This window comes from Sphingobacterium daejeonense, from assembly GCF_901472535.1.
Classification (GTDB): domain Bacteria; phylum Bacteroidota; class Bacteroidia; order Sphingobacteriales; family Sphingobacteriaceae; genus Sphingobacterium; species Sphingobacterium daejeonense.
This window is the reverse complement of sequence record NZ_LR590470.1, coordinates 676,103-695,840: the sequence shown is the minus strand read 5'-3', so window position 1 is coordinate 695,840 and position 19,738 is coordinate 676,103. Positions and strand designations below refer to the sequence as shown.

Genomic DNA, 19,738 nt, shown 5'->3' with positions numbered 1-19,738 from the left:
AACATTTAATACACTAACTACCAACTATTTACAATATTGGCAAACCAATTGTAAATTCTAGATAACAATACCATTTAAAATAATCTCAATTATTGATTTATTTAATAATCTAAATAATATGAACTTAAAATTAGCGCTGAGAAACATCAGAAAAAATAAAGGTTTTTCAATAATCAATATTGCTAGTTTATCCTTGGGGATAACATGCTTTTTGTTGCTTTTGGCTTATGTTTATCACGAGTTGAACTATGATAAATACCTGCCCAATTCAAATCGAGTTTCCATGGTCACATCGGCGGTTAAATCTGCTGAAGATAAAGATTTTGCATATTGGGCCGTTACTCCTACTGCAATTGCACCATTATTTAAAAAAGAATTCCCTGAAGTGGAAAATGCTGCTCGGATGTATAGTTACATCAGTTCTTCATTAGTTCAAAAAGGAAACGAATCAATCAAGGAAAACGGACTGAAATATGTAGATGAAGACTTTCTAAATGTATTAAACTTCAAAGTACTAAAAGGAAATGCTACCTCTCCACTTGCAAATCCAAATGATATGGTGTTGACTGAAAAATTAGCAAAAAAATATTTTTCAGAAGAGAATCCAATTGGCAAGACACTTGTTATCGATAAAACGCCTTGGACGGTTACAGCAGTAATTGAAGACCTCCCCACCCATACAGAAATTAATTTTACTGGGTTATTATCTAATAAAGGTTTAGAAAGATATCATGAACCCTCATGGGGTTCAGCAAATGATCTAACATTTATACTTTTTAAAGAAAATGCGAACCAAGAGGTCTTGCAGACAAAAGTAGATAGTTATTTTAAGGAAATATTTAAAAATGAAGCTGCAGCAGGTATCACCATAAAAATTAATCTAGAAAACATTAGGACCATTCACTTACACTCAAAAGCTGCAGGGTCAGGCAATATGACCTACATTTATATTTTTGGATTTTTAGGAATTGCCTTATTGATAATTTCAGCAGTTAATTTCACTAATCTATCATTGTCACATGCGACCGAACGAGCAAAAGAAATTGGAGTAAGAAAAGTGTTGGTGCACATAAAAAAACAGTGTTCAATCAATTTATTATTGAAGGTGGATTAATGGTAGGTTTATCAGTAGCAATTGGTTTAATTGCTGCATGGCTTTTATTACCAGTTTTCAGCACTTATTTAGGATTACCCATGAAACTTCATATATGGAAAGACCCATATTTTACCTATATGTTTTCTTATTTTTTATAGTACTCAACTTTTGGCTTCAGGTTGGCCAGCATGGGTAATCTCAAATTTTAAACCTATCAATATTATCAAAGGACAAATAAAATCTAATAAAGCAAGGTTTCCAATTGCTAAGGTTTTAATAACCTTTCAATATTGTATTTCGATATTTCTGGTGATATGTACTTTGATAGCATTGAGGCAGATGCATTTTATACAATCAATGGATACGGCCTCAATAGATCGCAAATTCTAGTATTAGATGGCGATTTATGGAATAATGTGGATCGCCAGACTTTCAAAAACCAACTTGTTCAATTGCGATCTATAAAGAATGTATCCGCTTCGTATGATTCACCTGTAAACATTCAAGGAGGCTACTCATTACAAACTTCTGAAGGTAAACAAGGAAGCTTTACTATGGATATTACAGCTCTCCCAATAGAAAAAGATTTCTTAACAACCTTTCAAATTCCTATCCTGGCTGGATCAACATTGAATGATAATGATATTATTAAAGCTCAGGACACCTCGGCAAATAAATCAGTAGCAATTATCATCAATAAACTTGCTGCTGAAAAAATTGGATGGACTCCTGAAGAAGCCATCGAAAAAACAGTCAATATCAATGGTAGAAAAGGACCTGTAAAAGCAGTGGTAGATAATTTTAATTTTGCCTCACTTCGTGAAGAAGTTCGCCCGATTGCACTTTTCCCCGAATACGCATACTTTGGAAATTTATTTATCAAACTGAATGCTGGAGTGAATCCAACAAATGCTATTCAGGATGTTGAATCCGTTTTCAAAAAATTAAAACCTAACACATCATTCAATTATCATTTCTTGGATGATGATTATGCAAAACTATATAGACAAGAACAACAGACAACGAAAACTATGCAGCTATTCGCGATGGTTACCATTTTAATTGCATGCATTGGATTGTTCGCTATTTCTGCCTATGCCGCAAAGCAAAGAGTGAAGGAAATTGGAATTCGAAAAGTATTGGGAGCTTCAGTTAGCAAATTGGTCGGATTACTGACCTCAGATTTCATCAAACTTGTGATCATAGCATTTATAATTACTGTACCTCTAGGCTTTTGGGCAATGGATAAATGGCTGGATAACTTTGCTTATCATATACACCTGGAATGGTGGATTTTCTAGTAGCGGGATTTATTACGCTAGTTATTTCATTTATGACCATTGGAGGGCAAGCATTCAAAGCCGCAAAAGCAAATCCGGTGGATAGTCTGAGAGATGAGTAGTGGAAATGAGCCGAAGGGTGGTCCCTGGGCTTCGGCTCCGCTCAGCCACCGAGTCGAAGGTCGTGAATTGAAATTAAAAAAAACGGAAGCATGAACAGAATTAACCTTATTATCAGGAAATTATGGAACAACAAATTGTTCACATTCCTTAATATAATTGGCTTGGCAATTGGCATTAGTGCTTGTTGGATAGTTTTCAGATTAGTCAACTACGAATTAAGCTTTGATAAGAACCACCCTGAACCTGAAAAAATTTTAAGGTTATGGTGTATTCGACGAGGTCGGCTCAACAGATTATTTTGACGGTGTGCCGATTCCATTAGCTAAATTTATAAAGGAAAATTTATCGAATGTAGAATTGACTGTTCCAGTAAATAAAAGATATGTCCCAAAAATTACAAACTCAGAACACCCCAACGAACCTTTAAAATTTGAGGATCAAGAGCAAATCATCGAAACAACAGATGATTATTTTAAAATGGTTCCCTATACATGGCTTGCAGGAAATCCTGAAAAAGCCCTCAAAAATCCTAATGAAGTTGTATTAACTGAATCTCGAGCAAATCTATATTTCCCAAATGTCCCTGTGAAAGATTTAGTCGGAAAAAACACTCTTGTATGACACTACTTTATTTTCTGTTGCAGGAGTAGTGAAAGATTTAGAACATCCAAGCAGTTTCCTTTCAAAAGAGTTTATCAAAATTTCCAATAATGAATGGAACAGTGATAATTGGTTAATGTTCAATTCAAATTACAACCTATTTGTAAAACTAAAAGACGTTAAGAGTAAAAAGACTTTTGTCAATCAGATAAGCAAGAAAATATTTGACATGACAGATAAGGATTTTAGGGAAAGTAATTTCAAAGCCAGGGCAGAAGTAACTCCATTGACGGAAGTGCACTTTGATAAAAGATTGCAGAACAGCACCAACATAAACCTAATTTATGGTTTCATAGGCATTGGCCTGTTCTTACTATTACTGGCGACTATAAATTATATCAATCTAACAACTGCTCAAGTACCAACTAGAGCTAAGGAAATTGGTATTCGGAAAACTTTAGGCGAACAGCCTTTTGATGTTACTAAAGCCTTCTTCTTAGAAACCTTAACAATTACTTGTATAGCATTAGTGATTTCTTGGCCAATAACCAAGCTGTTTGAAAAAACCTTCAGCAAATTATTACCTTCAAATCTGGATTCCTTCTCAGATTGGTTACCTCTTGTCTTATTTATCATCTGTTTAATTGCAATTATTTCCATTCTTTCTAGTTTATATCCCGCTTATTTAATAAACAGAGTTCAAATATCTGAGGTCATTAAAATGAAAGGTATTGGTAAACTATCATTAGGAAGTATTTCAATCAGAAAAGTTTTGATCGTAGTTCAATTTGTTATTGCCCAAGTTTTTGTAATCGCCACATTTATAATGGGTATTCAAATGAAGCATACCATGAATAGCGATTTGGGATTTAATTATAATGCACTCATTAACATTCACCTCCCATTCAAAAAAGATCAAAATGCTGATGTTGATCCATTTGTATTAAAAGAAGCTTTAAAAAAACACAGCCAGATTGCTGGAGTTTCCTTAGGCCACTTACCTCTAAGTCAAGGCCATTGGGGGAATTTTGTTGAAACAACCGCTGACACAGGACTCGTAAAGATTAATGTTCCTTTTAAATTTGTTGATGAGGATTACTTTAATTTATATGAGATCAAATTGTTGGCGGGTAGAAGATTTTCTTTATCAGACACAAGCACAGGTATCATATTAAATAAAATAGCGATCCAAGATTTAGGATTTAAATCGCCCGAAGAAGCAATCGGAAAACCTGTAAAAGCATATGGAAAGGATAGAACTATTACTGGAGTAACAGATAATTTCAACACTAAAACATTTCATACTGAAAAAACGGGAGTTGCCATTTTAACCTCGAAATATAGAGGTCAATTACAAGATATTACCATTAAACTCCAAAACGATCCCAAAACGTGGAAAGCTAGTCTTGCCATTTTGGAAAAAGAATGGAAAACTATATATCCAAATGCTCCCCTTGAGTTCAAATTCTATGATCAAAATATCCGAGAATATTATGAAACCGATTATAGGTTTTCAAAAATCATCAATCTTTCAACAAGTATAACCATACTATTGAGCTGCTTGGGATTAATCGGATTGGTAACCATATCTACGGTGCAGAGAACAAAAGAAATAGGAATCCGAAAGGTATTGGGAAGCTCAATTGCAGGAATCGTAGGTTTACTTTCTAAAGACTATATAAAACTAGTTCTGATTTCAATTTTGGTAGCTTCACCAATTGCTTGGTGGGCAAGTAAAAAGTGGCTTGACAACTTCGTATACAAAATTGAAATCTCTTGGTGGATGTTTATTATCCCTGCATTAGCAACCATCCTAATAGCATTCTTAACAATGAGCTTTCAGTCACTTAAAGCTGCTAAAGCAAATCCGGTGGATAGTTTGAGAGATGAGTAGTGGAAATAAGCCGAAGGGCAGCCTCTGCGTTGGTTGAGCGGAGTCGAAACCAGTAGCCGAAGGGCGATTCAGTTTTTATATAACTATAATATGAATTATGAGCAGTGTTAAACTAGCATTTAGAAACATACAGAAGAATAAATCCTATTCATTGATCAATATCCTTGGATTAACCTTGGCTTTTACCCTGTGTCTATTGGTTTTTTCGGTAGTGATTGAGGAAAATTCCTATGATAAAAGTTGGTCAAAAGCAGGTCGAATCTATAGGATAAATACGATAGAAAATACAAAAGGAATAGAGGGAGAAATTCCTCAAGCCTTTGCTAATCTAGGTTTAGAATTAAAAAGACAATTTCCAGAAGTTGAAGCTTCCTCTGCCATATTTCCTAGAAATATTTTTTTAAAACTTGATAACGACGAAACTGTACAAATAAATTCTCTTTTTTTACATAAAGAAGCATTTGATATTTTGGACTTTGAAATCCTTGAAGGAAAGCCTCTGGAAACTGTAGCTGGAAAGAGAAATATAATGATAGATCAGGAATTCAAAGAAAAATATTTCAAAGATGAAAATGTCATAGGTAAAATCATCAAGACTTCAGATCCACTACTAGATAAAAATGAAATGATCGATTTTATAATCACTGGAGTTTTTAAAAAGTTGCCATATAATTCTACATTAAGATCGTCAGTAATAACATTTTCTTCAGTAATGAAACGAGAACTTTCAAAAAATGGAGATGGTTATTATCAGGATCAATATATTTCATTGAAACCTAACACTGATATTAATGAATTTACTAAAAAAGTAAATAGTTGGTATAAAGATTTTTTAAATGATTCAGCAGTTACCAATTATACTTTTAGATTTCAACCACTACAGGAAGTGTACATGAATCCGCTTGCCCAATCGTCAATAAGTGGTAATAAAAGGTCAAGCACTATTATTATGGGAATAGCAATCCTAGTTCTCATTATTTCAAGTATAAATTTTATCAATCTGTATGCTGTCAGAACCATAAAAAAGATAAAGAGCTTTAATCTTCATAAAATAATGGGAGCAAATAGGTTTTTCCTAATTAAAATATTGCTGATTGAAACTCAAATTATCTTCTTATTTTCTGCTATTCTAAGTATCATAATTTATTTATTGGCAATCTCTCCGTTGGAATTATTCTTAAATTTTAAATTGGTTTACACCCATGAAATATTCCCAACAATCATATTCTCATTTCTTATTGCGGTCATACTTTTAGGAGGTATTATTGGGCTTTATCCAGCCTTGATTATTTCCAATATAAAACCGGCACAGGCATTAAAAAATAAAATTTCCAAAGTCTCAAATTCTGAAGTTTGGACGAAAAGGACACTTATCATTGTTCAATTTTGTATTTCACTCATTGTAATCTTTGGCTTGATCACGATGAAGTCGCAAATGAATTTGATACAAAATTCCCCAAAAGGCTTAAACACAGAAAATCTTTTAAACATAAAATCCCTATACCTATCCGAAAATTCAAACTCGATCAAAAATGAGCTTCTTAAAAAACCTGCGATTGAAAATGTAAGTATTGCAGGTTGGAGGCCGTATATGGCACCTGGTTTTTTTAGTCGAAATGTAGATAACAAAGATAATCCTGATCAAAAAATTATGGTAAATTTTATTGGTGGTGATAAAGATCTAGTCCCGATGTTGGATATTAAACTAATTGAAGGAAGGCTCTTGAGGGAATCAGATTATTATGGATATCCAAAACCAAATCCTCAATACGAAGGGGATGAAGTAAACAATGCACTAATTACAAGAAGCACTGCAAAAACACTTGGAATTAAAACTTTGGGTATTCCGTATAAAGGCTTAGATACAATACCTGTTGGTATAGTTGAAGATTTCCATAGTGAATCATTTCATGAAAAAAATGAAACCTACTGTAATCCTCGCTCAAAGTAATCAAGAATACGGCAATATTTTAATCAAGATAAAAGAAGGACAGGTAAAGTCCGCAAATCATGGTATTGGAGTTGTCATGAAAAAATTCTTTCCAGATAAATATATAAACTATGAATGGGTTGATGAGCTAGAAGCTAAAAATTATCAAAAAGAAACCAAACAAGCTCAACTTTTCACATTTTTCTCAGTCCTTGCATTGTTTATTTCAGCATTGGGGGTAACTGGCTTGATTCTTCAAAGTGTTGAACAAAGAACTAAAGAAATTGGAATACGCAAAGTATTGGGTGCATCTATTAGTAATATTTCTAACCTTTTTGGTAAAGAATATATAATGATGATTCTTTTTTCCATCATCCTTTCCTCACCTATTGCATGGTATTTAGCAAATAAATGGCTTGAAGACTTTGCCTATAAAACAGAAGTTCAATGGTGGTTTTTTGGAGTTAGTGGCCTAATAATCTTGTTGACAACATTAATCACTGTTAATATTCAGACCATAAAGGCTGCCTTGGAGAATCCAGTGGACAGCTTGAGGGAAGAGTAAGTTGCCGCGAGACACCGCCAACAGCGAAACATCGCCTTGGTAGGTGTCCCAACCAACCAGGACGTCAAGAATGCCCAGCAATGGTAAACACTGAGGTCGGCCGCAGCGAAAACACCACCCTGGTTGGTGTCCCCACCAACCAGAAATTGAAATTAAAAAACATAAAATCTACAATATGATAAAAAACGATTGGAAAATAGCTTGGAGAAACCTTTGGAAAAACAAAACATTTTCTATCCTTAATATTCTAGGTTTGACCTTAGGGTTTACTGGATTTATTCTCTCCTACCAATATATCAACAGAGAAACCAGCTATGATAAATGGAATCCTAATTATGATAAAATCTATCAAATCGGACTGGAATCGGATGGAGCTTTTACGCAAGAAACACCACCTTCTCTAGCTCCATTGATCAAAGAGAATTTTCCAGAGGTGGAATTGGCAGGTAGAAGATTGATCTATCCTTACGGTGGATATCCAATCTTTGGAGAAACGACTGTTTACATGAAAACTGCCGCTCTTCTGGATTCTTCTGCCGCAGAAATTTTTCAAGTCAAAAGTCAAAATGGCCCCCTTTTCAAATCAAAGGACCAAAAGGAAGCAACTTTAGTAAATGAAAGAGATGCTAAACTCTTATTCAAACCTGGGGACTTAGCATTCAATGAACCTAAAAAACTCCCCATGTTGGCTGTAAATTCTGGGATGGAAGAAACCATCTATGGAATTATTCAAGAACGCAAAATGTCAATGATAGATTATGACTTTATATTTATCAAAGAAATTGGAGATGAAAAGGCAGATGGAAACCCATTTACCTATCAAACATTTATACAAGTAAAAGAAAATGCAAATATTGAAGCATTACAGGAAAAAATAAATAATTTATATCAAAATAAAATAGCGAACAATGACCGAGTGAGATCTTCCGCATTCGCCAAAGGAAGTATTTATATAGATCCGCTTGCCAATCTACATTTACAGCCAAAAGCTGGATCCAATACCCCTTACTTAATAGTTTGGATCATAGGTATTCTATCGACTATTATTTTGGTTCTTGCTTCAGCAAATTTTGCCAATATGATTATGGCACAAGCGGATCAAAGAGTAAAGGAATTGGCGATCAAAAAATCCTGGGAAGCAGTAGGCTTGCTATTATCAGTCAATTGTTGATAGAAGTTCTGATTTTAACGGTTATTGCCGCATCATTAAGTCTAATTGCTTTGGCAATCTCTGGAAACATATTGCAGAAATGGTTCAATGATGATTTAAAAAACTACTTGTTCTCCCATAAAACATTATTTCAACTTTCCTTAGCTGTAGTTGCAACCACCCTACTGTCAGGAATTTATCCTGCAATCGTACTTTCAGGATACAAAACTATTCATCTTTTAAAAGGAAGTTTTACAAAGACCGCTCAAAAATTCACCTTTCGAAATGCATTATTGACATTTCAAGTAGTCTTTGCGATCGTATTTATTGTTGGAATGTTGGTCGTACAGCAACAAATAAAATATATTCGGGATACAGATAAAGGATTTGAACCAGAACAGATCATCAGTTTTAATGGTATTGGTCTTTATTATAATGGAGCAATAGGTGGGAATTTCGAGGATTTTCAAAAAAGACTGATGAATGATCCAAGTATCGTATCTGCAACATCAGCCACAAATGTCCCTGGCTACGGAGAAAGACCACCAAAAAAGGAATTCTTATCAAACTCAGCAAAATTTGATATGGAACATATTGGAATCGATCCTCGATATTTCGAAACACTGAAGATTGAAAAGATAGCCGGCGAAGAAAACATCTCCTTGGCCCAGATTCTGAAAGACAGCTTGTCTAACTATGCAGTCATCAATGAAAGTGCTGCAAAATCTTTAGGTTTAACTAATCCAATAGGTGCGAAAATAGCTGGATGTGACGTCAATTTTGAAATTATTGCTGTCGTAAAAGACAGTAAATCTTATGGTTTTGAAAATAAGGTGGCTCCTACTGTCTATAGTTATAAGAATGAATGTGGCCAAAGAAGGTTTAAGATCACTTTAATGGTCAAAACCGCATCAGGAATGGCAGATCAGGCAATCAAAATTGTTGAAAAGGAATGGCAAAAAAATGAACTATCGAAAGACTTGCCGCTGGATTATAGATTTATGGATCAACAATATGCCAGTCTCCATGCAAAACAAGAAGAAATGCAGTCTGCCTTCAATATCTTCAGTATAATCGCTGTTATCATTGCTGCCCTGGGATTATTCAGTATGTCCGCATTTCAGGTAACTGTAAAACGAAAAGAAATGAGCGTTCGCAAAGTTCTTGGAGCCTCAATTAATGCTATCTTTTTCCAACTTAATAAACCTTTTTTTAAGATCTTCGGTATAGCTTGCTTATTCGCTATTCCTTTAGCTTTTCTAATGATCAGAAGCTGGTTGAACAATTTTGCATACCATATCGAAATTCAATGGTGGTATTTTGCTTTTGCAGCAGTTATTGTTTTTGGAATAATATTACTAACGATCAGTTATCAAGCTATCAAAGGAGCAAAAGAAAATCCTGTCGATAGCCTAAGAGACGAATGAGTAAGTTGCCGCGAGACACCGCCAACGGCGAAACATCGCCTTGGTAGGTGTCCCAACCAACAAGTATTACCTCCCTGGTAGGTGTTCCAACAAACAAGTATTACCTCCCTGGTAGGTGTCCCCATCAACCAGAAACCACCGCCCTGGTTGGTGTCCCCCCAACCAGAACCTCAAGAATGCCCAGCCTCACCGTCCACTACCGAACAAAAACTGTTCGAATCCGAACATTCCAAAACAAAAACATTAAACCATCTGCTTGAATTCCAATAAATTACATTAATGGCAAGCAGATTGTATTTTTCAATCCCAAAGACCATTAAATTCTTACTGGAAATGCAATCCATTTAATGATTTAAAGATTAATTAAAAAAGTTAAATTAGAATCCATAGATAAGACCAAATTAACAACATGATAAAATTAGAGCACATTTTCAAATGGTACAACGTGGGAGGCACCAAATCATTTATTCTGAAGGACATAAACCTCGAAATTGCGGAAGGTGATTTTGTATCGATTATGGGGCCATCAGGTTCCGGGAAATCAACTTTGCTGAATGTCATCGGGATGCTGGATGAACCCGACGAAGGCTCCTATTTCTTCATGGATGAAGATGTGTTAAAGATGAAAGCCAAAAAAAGATCGCAATTGTTTCAATCTCATATCGGATATGTCTTTCAATCTTACCACTTAATCGACGAGTTGACTGTTTATGAAAACATTGAGACCCCTCTGATTTATAAAAACCTTTCCTCTTCTGAACGCAAGAGCATTGTTTCTGATATGTTAGACCGCTTTAATATTGTTGGCAAGAAGGATTTGTTCCCAGCTCAACTATCGGGGGGACAACAACAGGTCGTCGGTATTGCCCGTGCTTTGGCAGGATCGCCAAGACTTTTGTTGGCCGATGAACCTACTGGAAACCTAAATTCTAAACAAGGTGAAGAAATTATGGAACTCTTCAAACAATTGAACGAGGAAGGAATGACCATTATTCAGGTTACCCACTCAGAGAAAAATGCGGAATATGGTAAATCCATCATTAATATGTTGGATGGACAATTAAAGTAATATTATCGACAAGGATTTTTGGGATTGCCTTTTATTTCGTAAATTTCATGGTGAATGAAAAAGAAATAAAGGCACTCATCTTTCTTTTGGATGATCCCGACGGGGAGATTTTTCAGGAGATCGAGCACAAACTAATCACCTGTGGACCAGAAGTAATACCTTTATTGGAACACTCGTGGGAGTCTTCCTTTGACCCCCTTTCTCAAAGCCGAATTGAGAATATCATTCATAAAATCCAATATGATCAAGTTAAAAATGACTTACAACTTTGGAAACTCAACAATTCTGAAGATTTATTGGAAGGCCTATTAATCACCAATAGATATCAGTACCCGAACCTACACGAAGAGCAGGTATATTACCAGCTGGCCGAACTTCGGAGAAATGCCTGGTATCATCTTATGTATGATATGAGCCCTGTAGAAAAGGTGAAATTGCTCAATAATATCCTTTTTAGGGAATTTGGACTTTCTGGGAATACATCAAATTACCATGACCCTCAAAATTCATTTATCCACAAAGTACTGGAAACAAAAAAAGGAAACCCAATCAGTTTAGCCTGTATCTACGCTTTAGTAGCTCAAAAACTTGATATCCCTATTTATGGGGTCAACTTGCCAAAACATTTTGTGCTGGCATACGTGGATCCTGATAACCAAGAGAAAGTCCAGTTTTATATTAATGTGTTCAACCGTGGACAGATTATGCGCGAAGAAGATATATATGCTTTCTTAAGGCAACTCAACCTGCCATTATCTGATGCATACACCTTGCCATGTGACAATATAGCCATCATTAAAAGAGTATTGAGAAATCTAATAGCCGCCTACGAACATGTAGACAATGCTGAAAAGAAATTAGAGGTTGAAACCCTGTTGTCCTTAATAGAAGAAGACGAGATTATGTAACCTCGTCTTCCACAATTAATAATATTTTAAAGCACTTAATTCCTGGCATCCAAGGAAATTCCTGCCGGTGTAAAGACTCGGTTTACCCCTGATTGTTTATGTTCATAAGTACCATTCGGGGCAACATTGCCATTGTCAGTTTTTAAAAACCGGTACACTGCCTTAGATTCTTTGTCTGCTACATAGACATATTTACTGTCTTTCCTGAAATCAAGTTCTACGTCTATAGGCTGTTTAAGCTTCGTATTTACTCCAGTAATAATTCTCGTTGGAGTAATTGTTCCAGTTGCCTGGCTAATGGCACTATAATCGTCAAATATCAAAATTCTCCCCACAGATGCTGCCCCATTATCCACAAAATCAGTAAGTGCAAGCATATTGTTTACGGTATCCACTGACATGCCCTGAATATTATTAGCATTGGCTACTGTCAGAATTTTCGATGGATTCCTAGAGTTAATTGTCGAATCCCTTGAAATAATTAAATCATCATAAATTTCAATGCCTCCATTTGTACCACTCTTACTGACAACAAGTCCATGTTTAACAATGGTAACATCCCAATAATCTGCATTTTCATTGAATTTAAATTGTTGCCCCATTCGTTGAGAACTGGTTAAACCTCTCGGTCTATCCATTACATACAACATTGATGAATCCGGACGAATATTAATAGCATATAATTTATCCAAACTAGGATGAAAAACCATTCCTCTTACATTTGTTAATCTATTTTGCGGAATACTTGCTTTATCATTTAGAACCCCAGTTTCTCCTACTCCAAGCTTATAAATAAACGTATCGGCAGCTAAATAATAATCGGAACCTTGAAAAACTAGTTGTGCACTTGGATTAAAATAAATGGATCTACCACCCTTAGCATTGGAAGTAAAAGTTTGCAAACCTAAATCCATTTTTGAAGAGTCATCGGAAAATGGTAATAGAGCAACATTATTAAACTTCGTCTGGCTAGTATTTGGATTAAAATCTGAATAGGATATATATAATCTGGAAATAGATTTATTCACAGGGGGTTCATCGTCATCCTTTTCACAGGAATAGAATCCCATTAGGGTGACAACAGCAAGTAAAGCAAACAGGTACCTTAGTTTCATAAAACAATTAATTTATTACAAATGTATAAAATTATCGTTTGCAGACGATGCCCCAAGTCTTTAAGAAGTGTTAAAGTTGATTAAATAAATGGTTTTACGTAAAATTGCAGTATAGAACATAAAGCAATGGAGAACAAAGAATTTGTAAGAGAGAAGTTGGAATTACCCAACCAAGGGAAAAAGCTTTTGCTTCACTCCTGCTGTGCTCCCTGTTCCGGTGAGGTTATGGAGGCGTTGATTGCTTCAGACATAGAATTTACCATCTATTTCTATAATCCTAACATCCACCCACGAAAAGAGTACGATCTCAGGAAAGAAGAAAACATCCGTTTTGCTGAAAAACACAACATCCCATTTATCGATGCCGACTATGATGTAGATCATTGGTTTGAATTGGCTAAAGGCATGGAGCATGAACCTGAAAAAGGAATCCGATGTACCATGTGCTTTGACATGAGGTTTGAAAAAACAGCAGAGTATGCCGATGCCAATGGATTCGACGTCATCTCAAGTTCTTTGGGAATTTCTCGTTGGAAAAATATGGAGCAGATCAATGACTGCGGCTTGAGAGCAGCTTCAAGATTTCCCAACATGGAATATTGGACATTCAATTGGCGCAAAAAAGGTGGATCTGCAAGGATGCTCGAAATCAGCAAAAAAGAAAAATTCTATATGCAAGAATATTGTGGCTGTGCATACTCCTTAAGAGACACCAATAAGTGGAGAATGGCCAACGACCGCCCAAAAATTGAATTAGGAAAAAATTATTACGAATAGCCTACACGATTTTTTAAAATAAATTTCATTTATACTTAATTAATCATTACTTTTGCAGGCTCAAATGCAAGATTGTGAAGTATCTAAAAAAATACAGAATACCCTTTTCAGGTCTTTCAACAGGTAAGCACAGTTTTGACTTTGAAATCGACGAGAAGTTCTTTGCATGTTACGAACATTCCTTAGTGCAGGACGGCAACTTAAAAGCAGTTGTTGAACTACAGAAACAGGAAAACATGTTGATAGCTCATTTCGACATTCAAGGTACTATAAAACTTACCTGCGATGTATGCCTGTCAACATTTGATTCTCCAGTTCATATTAAGGAACGTGCTTTGGTAAAATTCAGCGATGAAGATTGGAACGAGGACACAGAAGAAGTCATCACCCTTTCCAAAAGCGACTATGAATTGGACATTGCCCCATTACTCTATGAGTATATCAATGTGGCAGTGCCGCCTTACCCTAAGTGCAGTGAAAATGGAGACGGGATCGAGTGTGACCCCGAAATGTTGGGAAGAATACAAAACGAAGAAATCAGCTCGTCTGAGGAGGACAATGAAGAGAACATTGACCCTCGTTGGGAAGCATTGAAGAATATTAAAAATAACTAAAACAAAAAATACGAGATGGCACATCCAAAACGTAAAACTTCTAAATCTAGAAGAGACAAGAGAAGAACACACTATAAAGCGGAATTACCTAGCTTAACTGTTTGTAAAGAAACTGGCGCGGTGCATAGACCTCACCACGCATATACAGTAGACGGCAACTTATACTACAACGGTAAATTAATTATTGAGAATACCGCTGCTGTCTAAAGACATCTTTATTGAAAACATCCCAAAAAAGTATAATATTTTATATTATTAACTTTCACTTGGGATGTTTTTTGCGTATTATTGAATAATATAAATAATAACGAATGAAGATTGGATTAGACGTGTTGGGGGGAGATTTTGCTCCAGATTGTAACATCAAAGGAGCAATTGAAGCTCAAAAACAGTTGGATGATTCCCAAAGAATCGTTCTATTTGGCGATGAAGAAGCTAACAAAAAAGCCATTGCCGATGCTGGATCTGACCCCTCAAAATTTGACTATGTTCATGCTCCTGATAATATCAGCATGCACGAACATCCCACAAAAGCAATCAGCCAAAAACCGAACTCTTCCATTGCGAAGGGATTTGACTTATTGAAAGCAGGAGAGATAGATTCTTTCTCATCTGCAGGTAACACAGGTGCCATGCTGGTTGGCGCTATGTTCAGCGTTAAAACAATTCCAGGGGTTATTCGCCCAGCAATAGCAACTAATGTCCCTAAGTTAAAAGACGGATTCGGAATCCTATTGGACGTTGGAGCTAATGCAGACTGTAAACCAGAAATGCTGAACCAATTTGCAATCCTAGGAAGCCTATATGCAGAACATGTATACGGCATCCCTTCTCCGAAAGTCGGACTACTGAACATCGGCGAAGAAGAAGAAAAAGGAAACAACCTCACCATCGCTACCTACCCCCTATTAAAAGAAAACAACAAAATCAACTTTATCGGAAATGCAGAAGGTCGTGATCTATTCAGTGATCATGCCGATGTAATTGTATGCGATGGATACACAGGAAATGTCGTACTCAAACTTGCGGAGTCATTTTATGTGGTAACATTGAAGAAAGGGTTCAAAGACCAATTCTTCGATAGATTCAATTACGAGCAGTACGGTGGAAGCCCAATCTTAGGAGTAAATGCTCCTGTGATTATCGGCCATGGAATATCAAGTCCAGAGGCTATTAAAAATATGGTATTACTGTCAAGAGATATGATCGCATCAAAATTCATTGAGAAAATCAAATCTGCTTTTAATTAAAAAATATGTCTAAAATTCACGCAGCTATTACTGCAGTAAATGGTTACGTTCCGGACTATATCCTTACCAACAAAGAGTTGGAAACTATGGTGGACACCAATGATGAATGGATCGTAACCCGTACAGGAATTCGTGAGAGAAGAATATTAAAAGATCCCGGAAAAGCAACTTCTGACCTAGCAGTGCCGGCAGTAAAAGGGTTATTGGAAAAAAGAGGCATATCAGCCGAAGAAATTGACCTGATTATCTTTTGTACAAGTACCCCTGATATGTTGTTCCCTGCTACAGCAAACATCTTAGCCGATAAAATTGGCGCAACAAAAGCTTGGGGATACGATTTGCAAGCTGCTTGTTCTGGATTCCTTTTCGGATTAACAACCGGAGCACAATTCATTGAGTCGGGAAAACATAAAAAAGTATTGGTAGTCGGTGGAGACAAAATGTCCGCAGTAGTAAACTATCAAGATAGAAATACATGTATACTTTTTGGTGATGGTTGTGGTGCTGTTCTTTTGGAACCAAACACTGAAGGAAATGGCGTAATTGATTCTATCCTAAAAACTGACGGTTCGGGTGGACAATACCTAAACATCAAAGGTGGAGGATCATTAAATCCTGCATCCCATGCAACAGTAGACGCAGGATTGCACTACGCATACCAAGAAGGACGTACCGTATTTAAATTTGCAGTAACCAATATGGCTGATGTAGCTGTCGAAGTGATGGAACGAAACAAATTGACATCTGATGATGTTAATTGGTTAGTACCTCACCAAGCCAATAAAAGAATTATTGATGCAACTGCTGAACGTGCTGGATTGCCAGAAGAAAAAGTAATGGTAAACATCCAAAAATATGGAAATACAACTAGTGGAACAATCCCACTATGCTTATGGGAATGGGAAAGCCAACTTAAAAAAGGCGACAACCTGATCTTAGCCGCATTTGGTGGTGGATTCACTTGGGGATCCGTTTATTTAAGATGGGCTTACTAATACGTATTTTTTATTACCTTTATAGCTATTTATTTTTTAAAATTATTAAACAAACCTACTAGCATATGAGTATGGATATTAAACAAATTCAAGATCTGATTAAATTCGTTTCTAAATCGGGTGTGAATGAAGTATCAATCGAAGAGAAAGATTTTAAAAATTACAATAAAAAACGAATCAAGAGCCCACTTATGTAACTGCAACAATTCCAACTGCACAGGCAATCCCTGCAGCAGCTCCTGTTGCATCGGCTCCAGCACCTGTAGCCGCAGCTCCAGCTGCACAAGCACCGGCTGCTGACGATAACGCTAAATACATTACAATAAAATCTCCGATCATTGGTACATTCTACCGTTCTCCAGGTCCAGATAAAGCATCTTTCGTTAACGTAGGTGATGAAGTAACGCCAGGAAAAGTAATCTGTATTGTTGAAGCAATGAAATTGTTTAACGAGATCGAATCTGAAGTATCTGGTAAAATCGTGAAGATTTTAGTAAATGATGCACAACCTGTAGAATACGACCAACCTTTATTCTTAGTAGACCCTAGCTAGTTTCAGGAAGTACTCCAGAAACTTTTTTTATTGTCCTAAGAGATAAAGTGTTATATCATACAGTATTATGTTCAAAAAAATATTAATTGCAAATAGAGGCGAGATTGCACTTCGTATTATCCGTACCTGTAAGGAAATGGGAATTCAAAGTGTCGCAGTATATTCTACTGCAGATCGCGATAGTTTACACGTTCGCTTTGCGGATGAAGCGGTTTGTATCGGCCCTCCTGCTAGTAAAGATTCTTATTTAAATATCCCAAATATTATTGCAGCAGCAGAATTAACAAATGCTGATGCAATCCATCCTGGATATGGATTCTTGTCCGAAAACGCAAAATTCTCAGCTATCTGTGCAGAATATGGCATCAAATTTATCGGTGCTACTGCTGAACAGATCGAAAAAATGGGAGACAAAGCATCGGCTAAAGAAACCATGAAAAAAGCAGGTGTACCAACAATCCCAGGATCAGATGGTCTTGTACCTGATGTAAAAACTGGTCTCAAAATCGCTAAAGAAATGGGATACCCTGTTATCCTTAAAGCAACAGCCGGAGGCGGTGGTAGAGGTATGCGTATCATTTGGAAAGATGAAGAATTTGAACCAGCTTGGGATTCAGCACGCCAAGAGTCAAGTGCAGCTTTCGGAAACGATGGCTTGTACCTTGAAAAATATGTCGAAGACCCTCGCCACATCGAAATCCAAGTAATTGGTGATCAATATGGAACAGTTTGTCACCTTTCTGAACGTGACTGTTCTATCCAAAGAAGACATCAAAAATTAGTCGAAGAAGCTCCATCTCCATTTATAACACCAGAATTGCGTGCTAAAATGGGTGAAGCAGCTATATTAGGAGCAAAAGCCGTTAAATATGAAGGCGCTGGAACTATCGAATTCTTGGTAGACAAACACCGCAACTTCTATTTTATGGAAATGAATACCCGTATTCAAGTTGAGCATCCGGTAACTGAAGAAGTAATCAACTTCGACTTGATCAAAGAACAAATAAAAGTTGCTGCTGGTATTCCGATATCAGGGAAAAGCTATGAGCCAACCATGCATGCAATTGAATGTCGTATCAACGCGGAAGACCCTTTTAACAACTTCCGACCTTCTCCAGGTAAAATCACCAATTTCCACTCACCAGGCGGACATGGAGTACGTGTAGATACGCACGTTTATTCTGGATATACAATCCCTCCAAATTACGACTCTATGATCGCTAAATTGATCTGTGTAGCGCAAACTCGTGAAGAAGCAATCAACACGATGGAGCGTGCATTAAGTGAATTCGTAATCGAAGGAGTCAAAACAACAATCCCATTACACCTTCGTTTAATGCGTGACCCTAACTTTAGGGCAGGTAATTTCACAACGAAATTCATGGAGACTTTCGACCTTACGGAGTATCCGGATGAGGAAGTTGTATAAAATTTACTTTACATAAACAAAACATGCCATTCTTCTCACGAAGAATGGTATTTTTGTTTTCTTACGATTTTAGATACTGCATAGAAAATACATGTCCAAGAATATAAAACTTATAGAAGCAATCAAGAACAAAGGAAAAAACATCGAAGCAGAAATGTCTTTCTTCGATCACCTTGAAATCCTGAGATGGCATATCATCCGTTCTGTTATTGCAATAACCGTATTTGCAATCCTTTCGTTTACTTTCTACGATTTCGTCTTTAACCAAATCATTATGGGACCAAAAAACTTGGATTTTTGGACCTATAGAATGATGTGTAAGGTAGGAGCTGCATTAAATCTTGAAGGTTTCTGTGTAGAAAAGATCCCTTTTAATATCATCAATACCGAATTGGCAGGTCAGTTCATGTTACAAATCAACTCCTGTCTCTTAATGGCAGTAGCGCTAGGATTCCCTTATCTCCTATTTGAAATCTGGCTGTTCATAAAACCTGCATTGACAGATATAGAACGTAAGTCTGCAAGAGGATTTGTATTCTACGCAACATTGCTTTTTATCATTGGGCATTGTTTGGTTATTACATAGTAGTACCATTGTCAGTAAACTTCCTTGCTAACGTATCATTGAGTGAAGAAATCACCAATCAAATTACAATTGATTCCTATCTATCGACTATTGCAACCCTAACATTAGGTTGTGGAATTATATTCTTGTTGCCAATCCTGATCTTTATATTATCGAAGATTGGAATTATGACGCCGGAATTTATGCGTGCCAGCCGTAGATATGCAATCGTTATTATTTTGGTAATTGCGGCAATCATTACACCTACTGCAGATATTATTACGTTATTAACCGTAAGTGCTCCAATGTTCATCTTGTATGAACTGAGTATTATGGTTTCGGCGAATGTCAAGAAATCAAAAGAATTAGCAGAAAAAGAATTTTACAATACAAAATAA

17 protein-coding genes and 3 pseudogenes are annotated in these 19,738 nt (G+C 36.3%); 19 read left to right on the top strand and 1 reads right to left on the bottom strand.

Going from position 1 to position 19,738, the window contains the following annotated elements; translation table 11 throughout:
- Positions 1-118 precede the first annotated feature (118 nt).
- From FGL31_RS03340 to FGL31_RS03290, 11 genes and pseudogenes are all read left to right on the top strand, one after another.
- Entirely contained in the window at positions 119-1,114 is a 996-nt protein-coding gene (locus tag FGL31_RS03340) for an ABC transporter permease (protein WP_138089692.1), read from the top strand.
- On the top strand, positions 1,114-1,254 hold the full coding sequence (locus tag FGL31_RS29560; protein WP_394366175.1) for a hypothetical protein: 141 nt from the start codon (positions 1,114-1,116) through the stop codon (positions 1,252-1,254). Before FGL31_RS03340 ends, FGL31_RS29560 begins: the two co-directional genes overlap by 1 nt.
- 132 nt (positions 1,255-1,386) lie before the next feature.
- The gene (locus tag FGL31_RS03330; RefSeq protein ID WP_138089691.1) at positions 1,387-2,397 is read left to right on the top strand and encodes an ABC transporter permease; all 1,011 of its coding nucleotides are present in this window, start codon (positions 1,387-1,389) and stop codon (positions 2,395-2,397) included.
- 405 nt (positions 2,398-2,802) lie between these two features.
- A pseudogene (locus FGL31_RS03325) lies at positions 2,803-3,120 on the top strand (hypothetical protein); the annotation flags it as partial.
- Positions 3,113-4,993, top strand: a complete 1,881-nt coding sequence (locus tag FGL31_RS03320; RefSeq protein ID WP_138089689.1) for an ABC transporter permease — start codon at positions 3,113-3,115, stop codon at positions 4,991-4,993. The pseudogene FGL31_RS03325 and the gene FGL31_RS03320, both read left to right, overlap by 8 nt.
- Before the next feature lie 151 nt (positions 4,994-5,144).
- Positions 5,145-6,944 (top strand): ABC transporter permease, encoded by a 1,800-nt coding sequence (locus tag FGL31_RS03315; RefSeq protein WP_171017532.1) that lies wholly within the window; start codon positions 5,145-5,147, stop codon positions 6,942-6,944.
- Positions 6,913-7,488, top strand: a complete 576-nt coding sequence (locus FGL31_RS03310; protein WP_232046231.1) for an ABC transporter permease — start codon at positions 6,913-6,915, stop codon at positions 7,486-7,488. The genes FGL31_RS03315 and FGL31_RS03310 overlap by 32 nt, the downstream gene beginning before the upstream one ends.
- 175 nt (positions 7,489-7,663) lie before the next feature.
- Positions 7,664-8,659: an ABC transporter permease gene (locus FGL31_RS03305; protein ID WP_138089686.1), complete on the top strand. Its 996-nt coding sequence runs from the start codon at positions 7,664-7,666 to the stop codon at positions 8,657-8,659.
- Positions 8,653-10,065, top strand: coding sequence for an ABC transporter permease (locus FGL31_RS03300; RefSeq protein WP_138089685.1), 1,413 nt, complete (start codon positions 8,653-8,655; stop codon positions 10,063-10,065). Before FGL31_RS03305 ends, FGL31_RS03300 begins: the two co-directional genes overlap by 7 nt.
- 409 nt (positions 10,066-10,474) lie before the next feature.
- The gene (locus FGL31_RS03295; protein ID WP_138089684.1) at positions 10,475-11,134 is read left to right on the top strand and encodes an ABC transporter ATP-binding protein; all 660 of its coding nucleotides are present in this window, start codon (positions 10,475-10,477) and stop codon (positions 11,132-11,134) included.
- 47 nt (positions 11,135-11,181) lie between these two features.
- Positions 11,182-12,042, top strand: a complete 861-nt coding sequence (locus tag FGL31_RS03290) for a transglutaminase-like domain-containing protein (protein WP_317130953.1) — start codon at positions 11,182-11,184, stop codon at positions 12,040-12,042.
- A gap of 35 nt (positions 12,043-12,077) precedes the next feature.
- Here the strand turns inward: FGL31_RS03290 and FGL31_RS03285 are convergent, their stop codons facing one another.
- Positions 12,078-13,157 carry a hypothetical protein gene (locus tag FGL31_RS03285; RefSeq protein ID WP_138089683.1) on the bottom strand — a complete coding sequence of 360 codons (1,080 nt, stop codon included), beginning with the start codon at positions 13,155-13,157 and terminating at the stop codon, positions 12,078-12,080.
- A gap of 126 nt (positions 13,158-13,283) precedes the next feature.
- Here FGL31_RS03285 and FGL31_RS03280 point away from each other — a divergent pair, with 126 nt between their 5' ends.
- From FGL31_RS03280 to tatC, 8 genes and pseudogenes are all read left to right on the top strand, one after another.
- Positions 13,284-13,934: an epoxyqueuosine reductase QueH gene (locus FGL31_RS03280; protein ID WP_099372023.1), complete on the top strand. Its 651-nt coding sequence runs from the start codon at positions 13,284-13,286 to the stop codon at positions 13,932-13,934.
- A 74-nt stretch (positions 13,935-14,008) separates the two neighbouring features.
- The gene (locus FGL31_RS03275; protein WP_099372022.1) at positions 14,009-14,548 is read left to right on the top strand and encodes a YceD family protein; all 540 of its coding nucleotides are present in this window, start codon (positions 14,009-14,011) and stop codon (positions 14,546-14,548) included.
- A gap of 15 nt (positions 14,549-14,563) precedes the next feature.
- Positions 14,564-14,755, top strand: a complete 192-nt coding sequence (rpmF, locus tag FGL31_RS03270; RefSeq protein WP_093100719.1) for a 50S ribosomal protein L32 — start codon at positions 14,564-14,566, stop codon at positions 14,753-14,755.
- Positions 14,756-14,859: 104 nt separating this feature from the next.
- Positions 14,860-15,798 (top strand): phosphate acyltransferase PlsX, encoded by a 939-nt coding sequence (gene plsX / locus FGL31_RS03265; protein ID WP_138089682.1) that lies wholly within the window; start codon positions 14,860-14,862, stop codon positions 15,796-15,798.
- 5 nt (positions 15,799-15,803) lie between these two features.
- Positions 15,804-16,793: a beta-ketoacyl-ACP synthase III gene (locus tag FGL31_RS03260; protein ID WP_099372020.1), complete on the top strand. Its 990-nt coding sequence runs from the start codon at positions 15,804-15,806 to the stop codon at positions 16,791-16,793.
- A 65-nt stretch (positions 16,794-16,858) separates the two neighbouring features.
- A pseudogene (gene accB / locus FGL31_RS03255) lies at positions 16,859-17,346 on the top strand (acetyl-CoA carboxylase biotin carboxyl carrier protein).
- Between the two features lie 67 nt (positions 17,347-17,413).
- Entirely contained in the window at positions 17,414-18,775 is a 1,362-nt protein-coding gene (accC, locus tag FGL31_RS03250) for an acetyl-CoA carboxylase biotin carboxylase subunit (RefSeq protein WP_099372018.1), read from the top strand.
- A gap of 91 nt (positions 18,776-18,866) precedes the next feature.
- Positions 18,867-19,738 (top strand): annotated as a pseudogene (tatC, locus tag FGL31_RS03245) (twin-arginine translocase subunit TatC).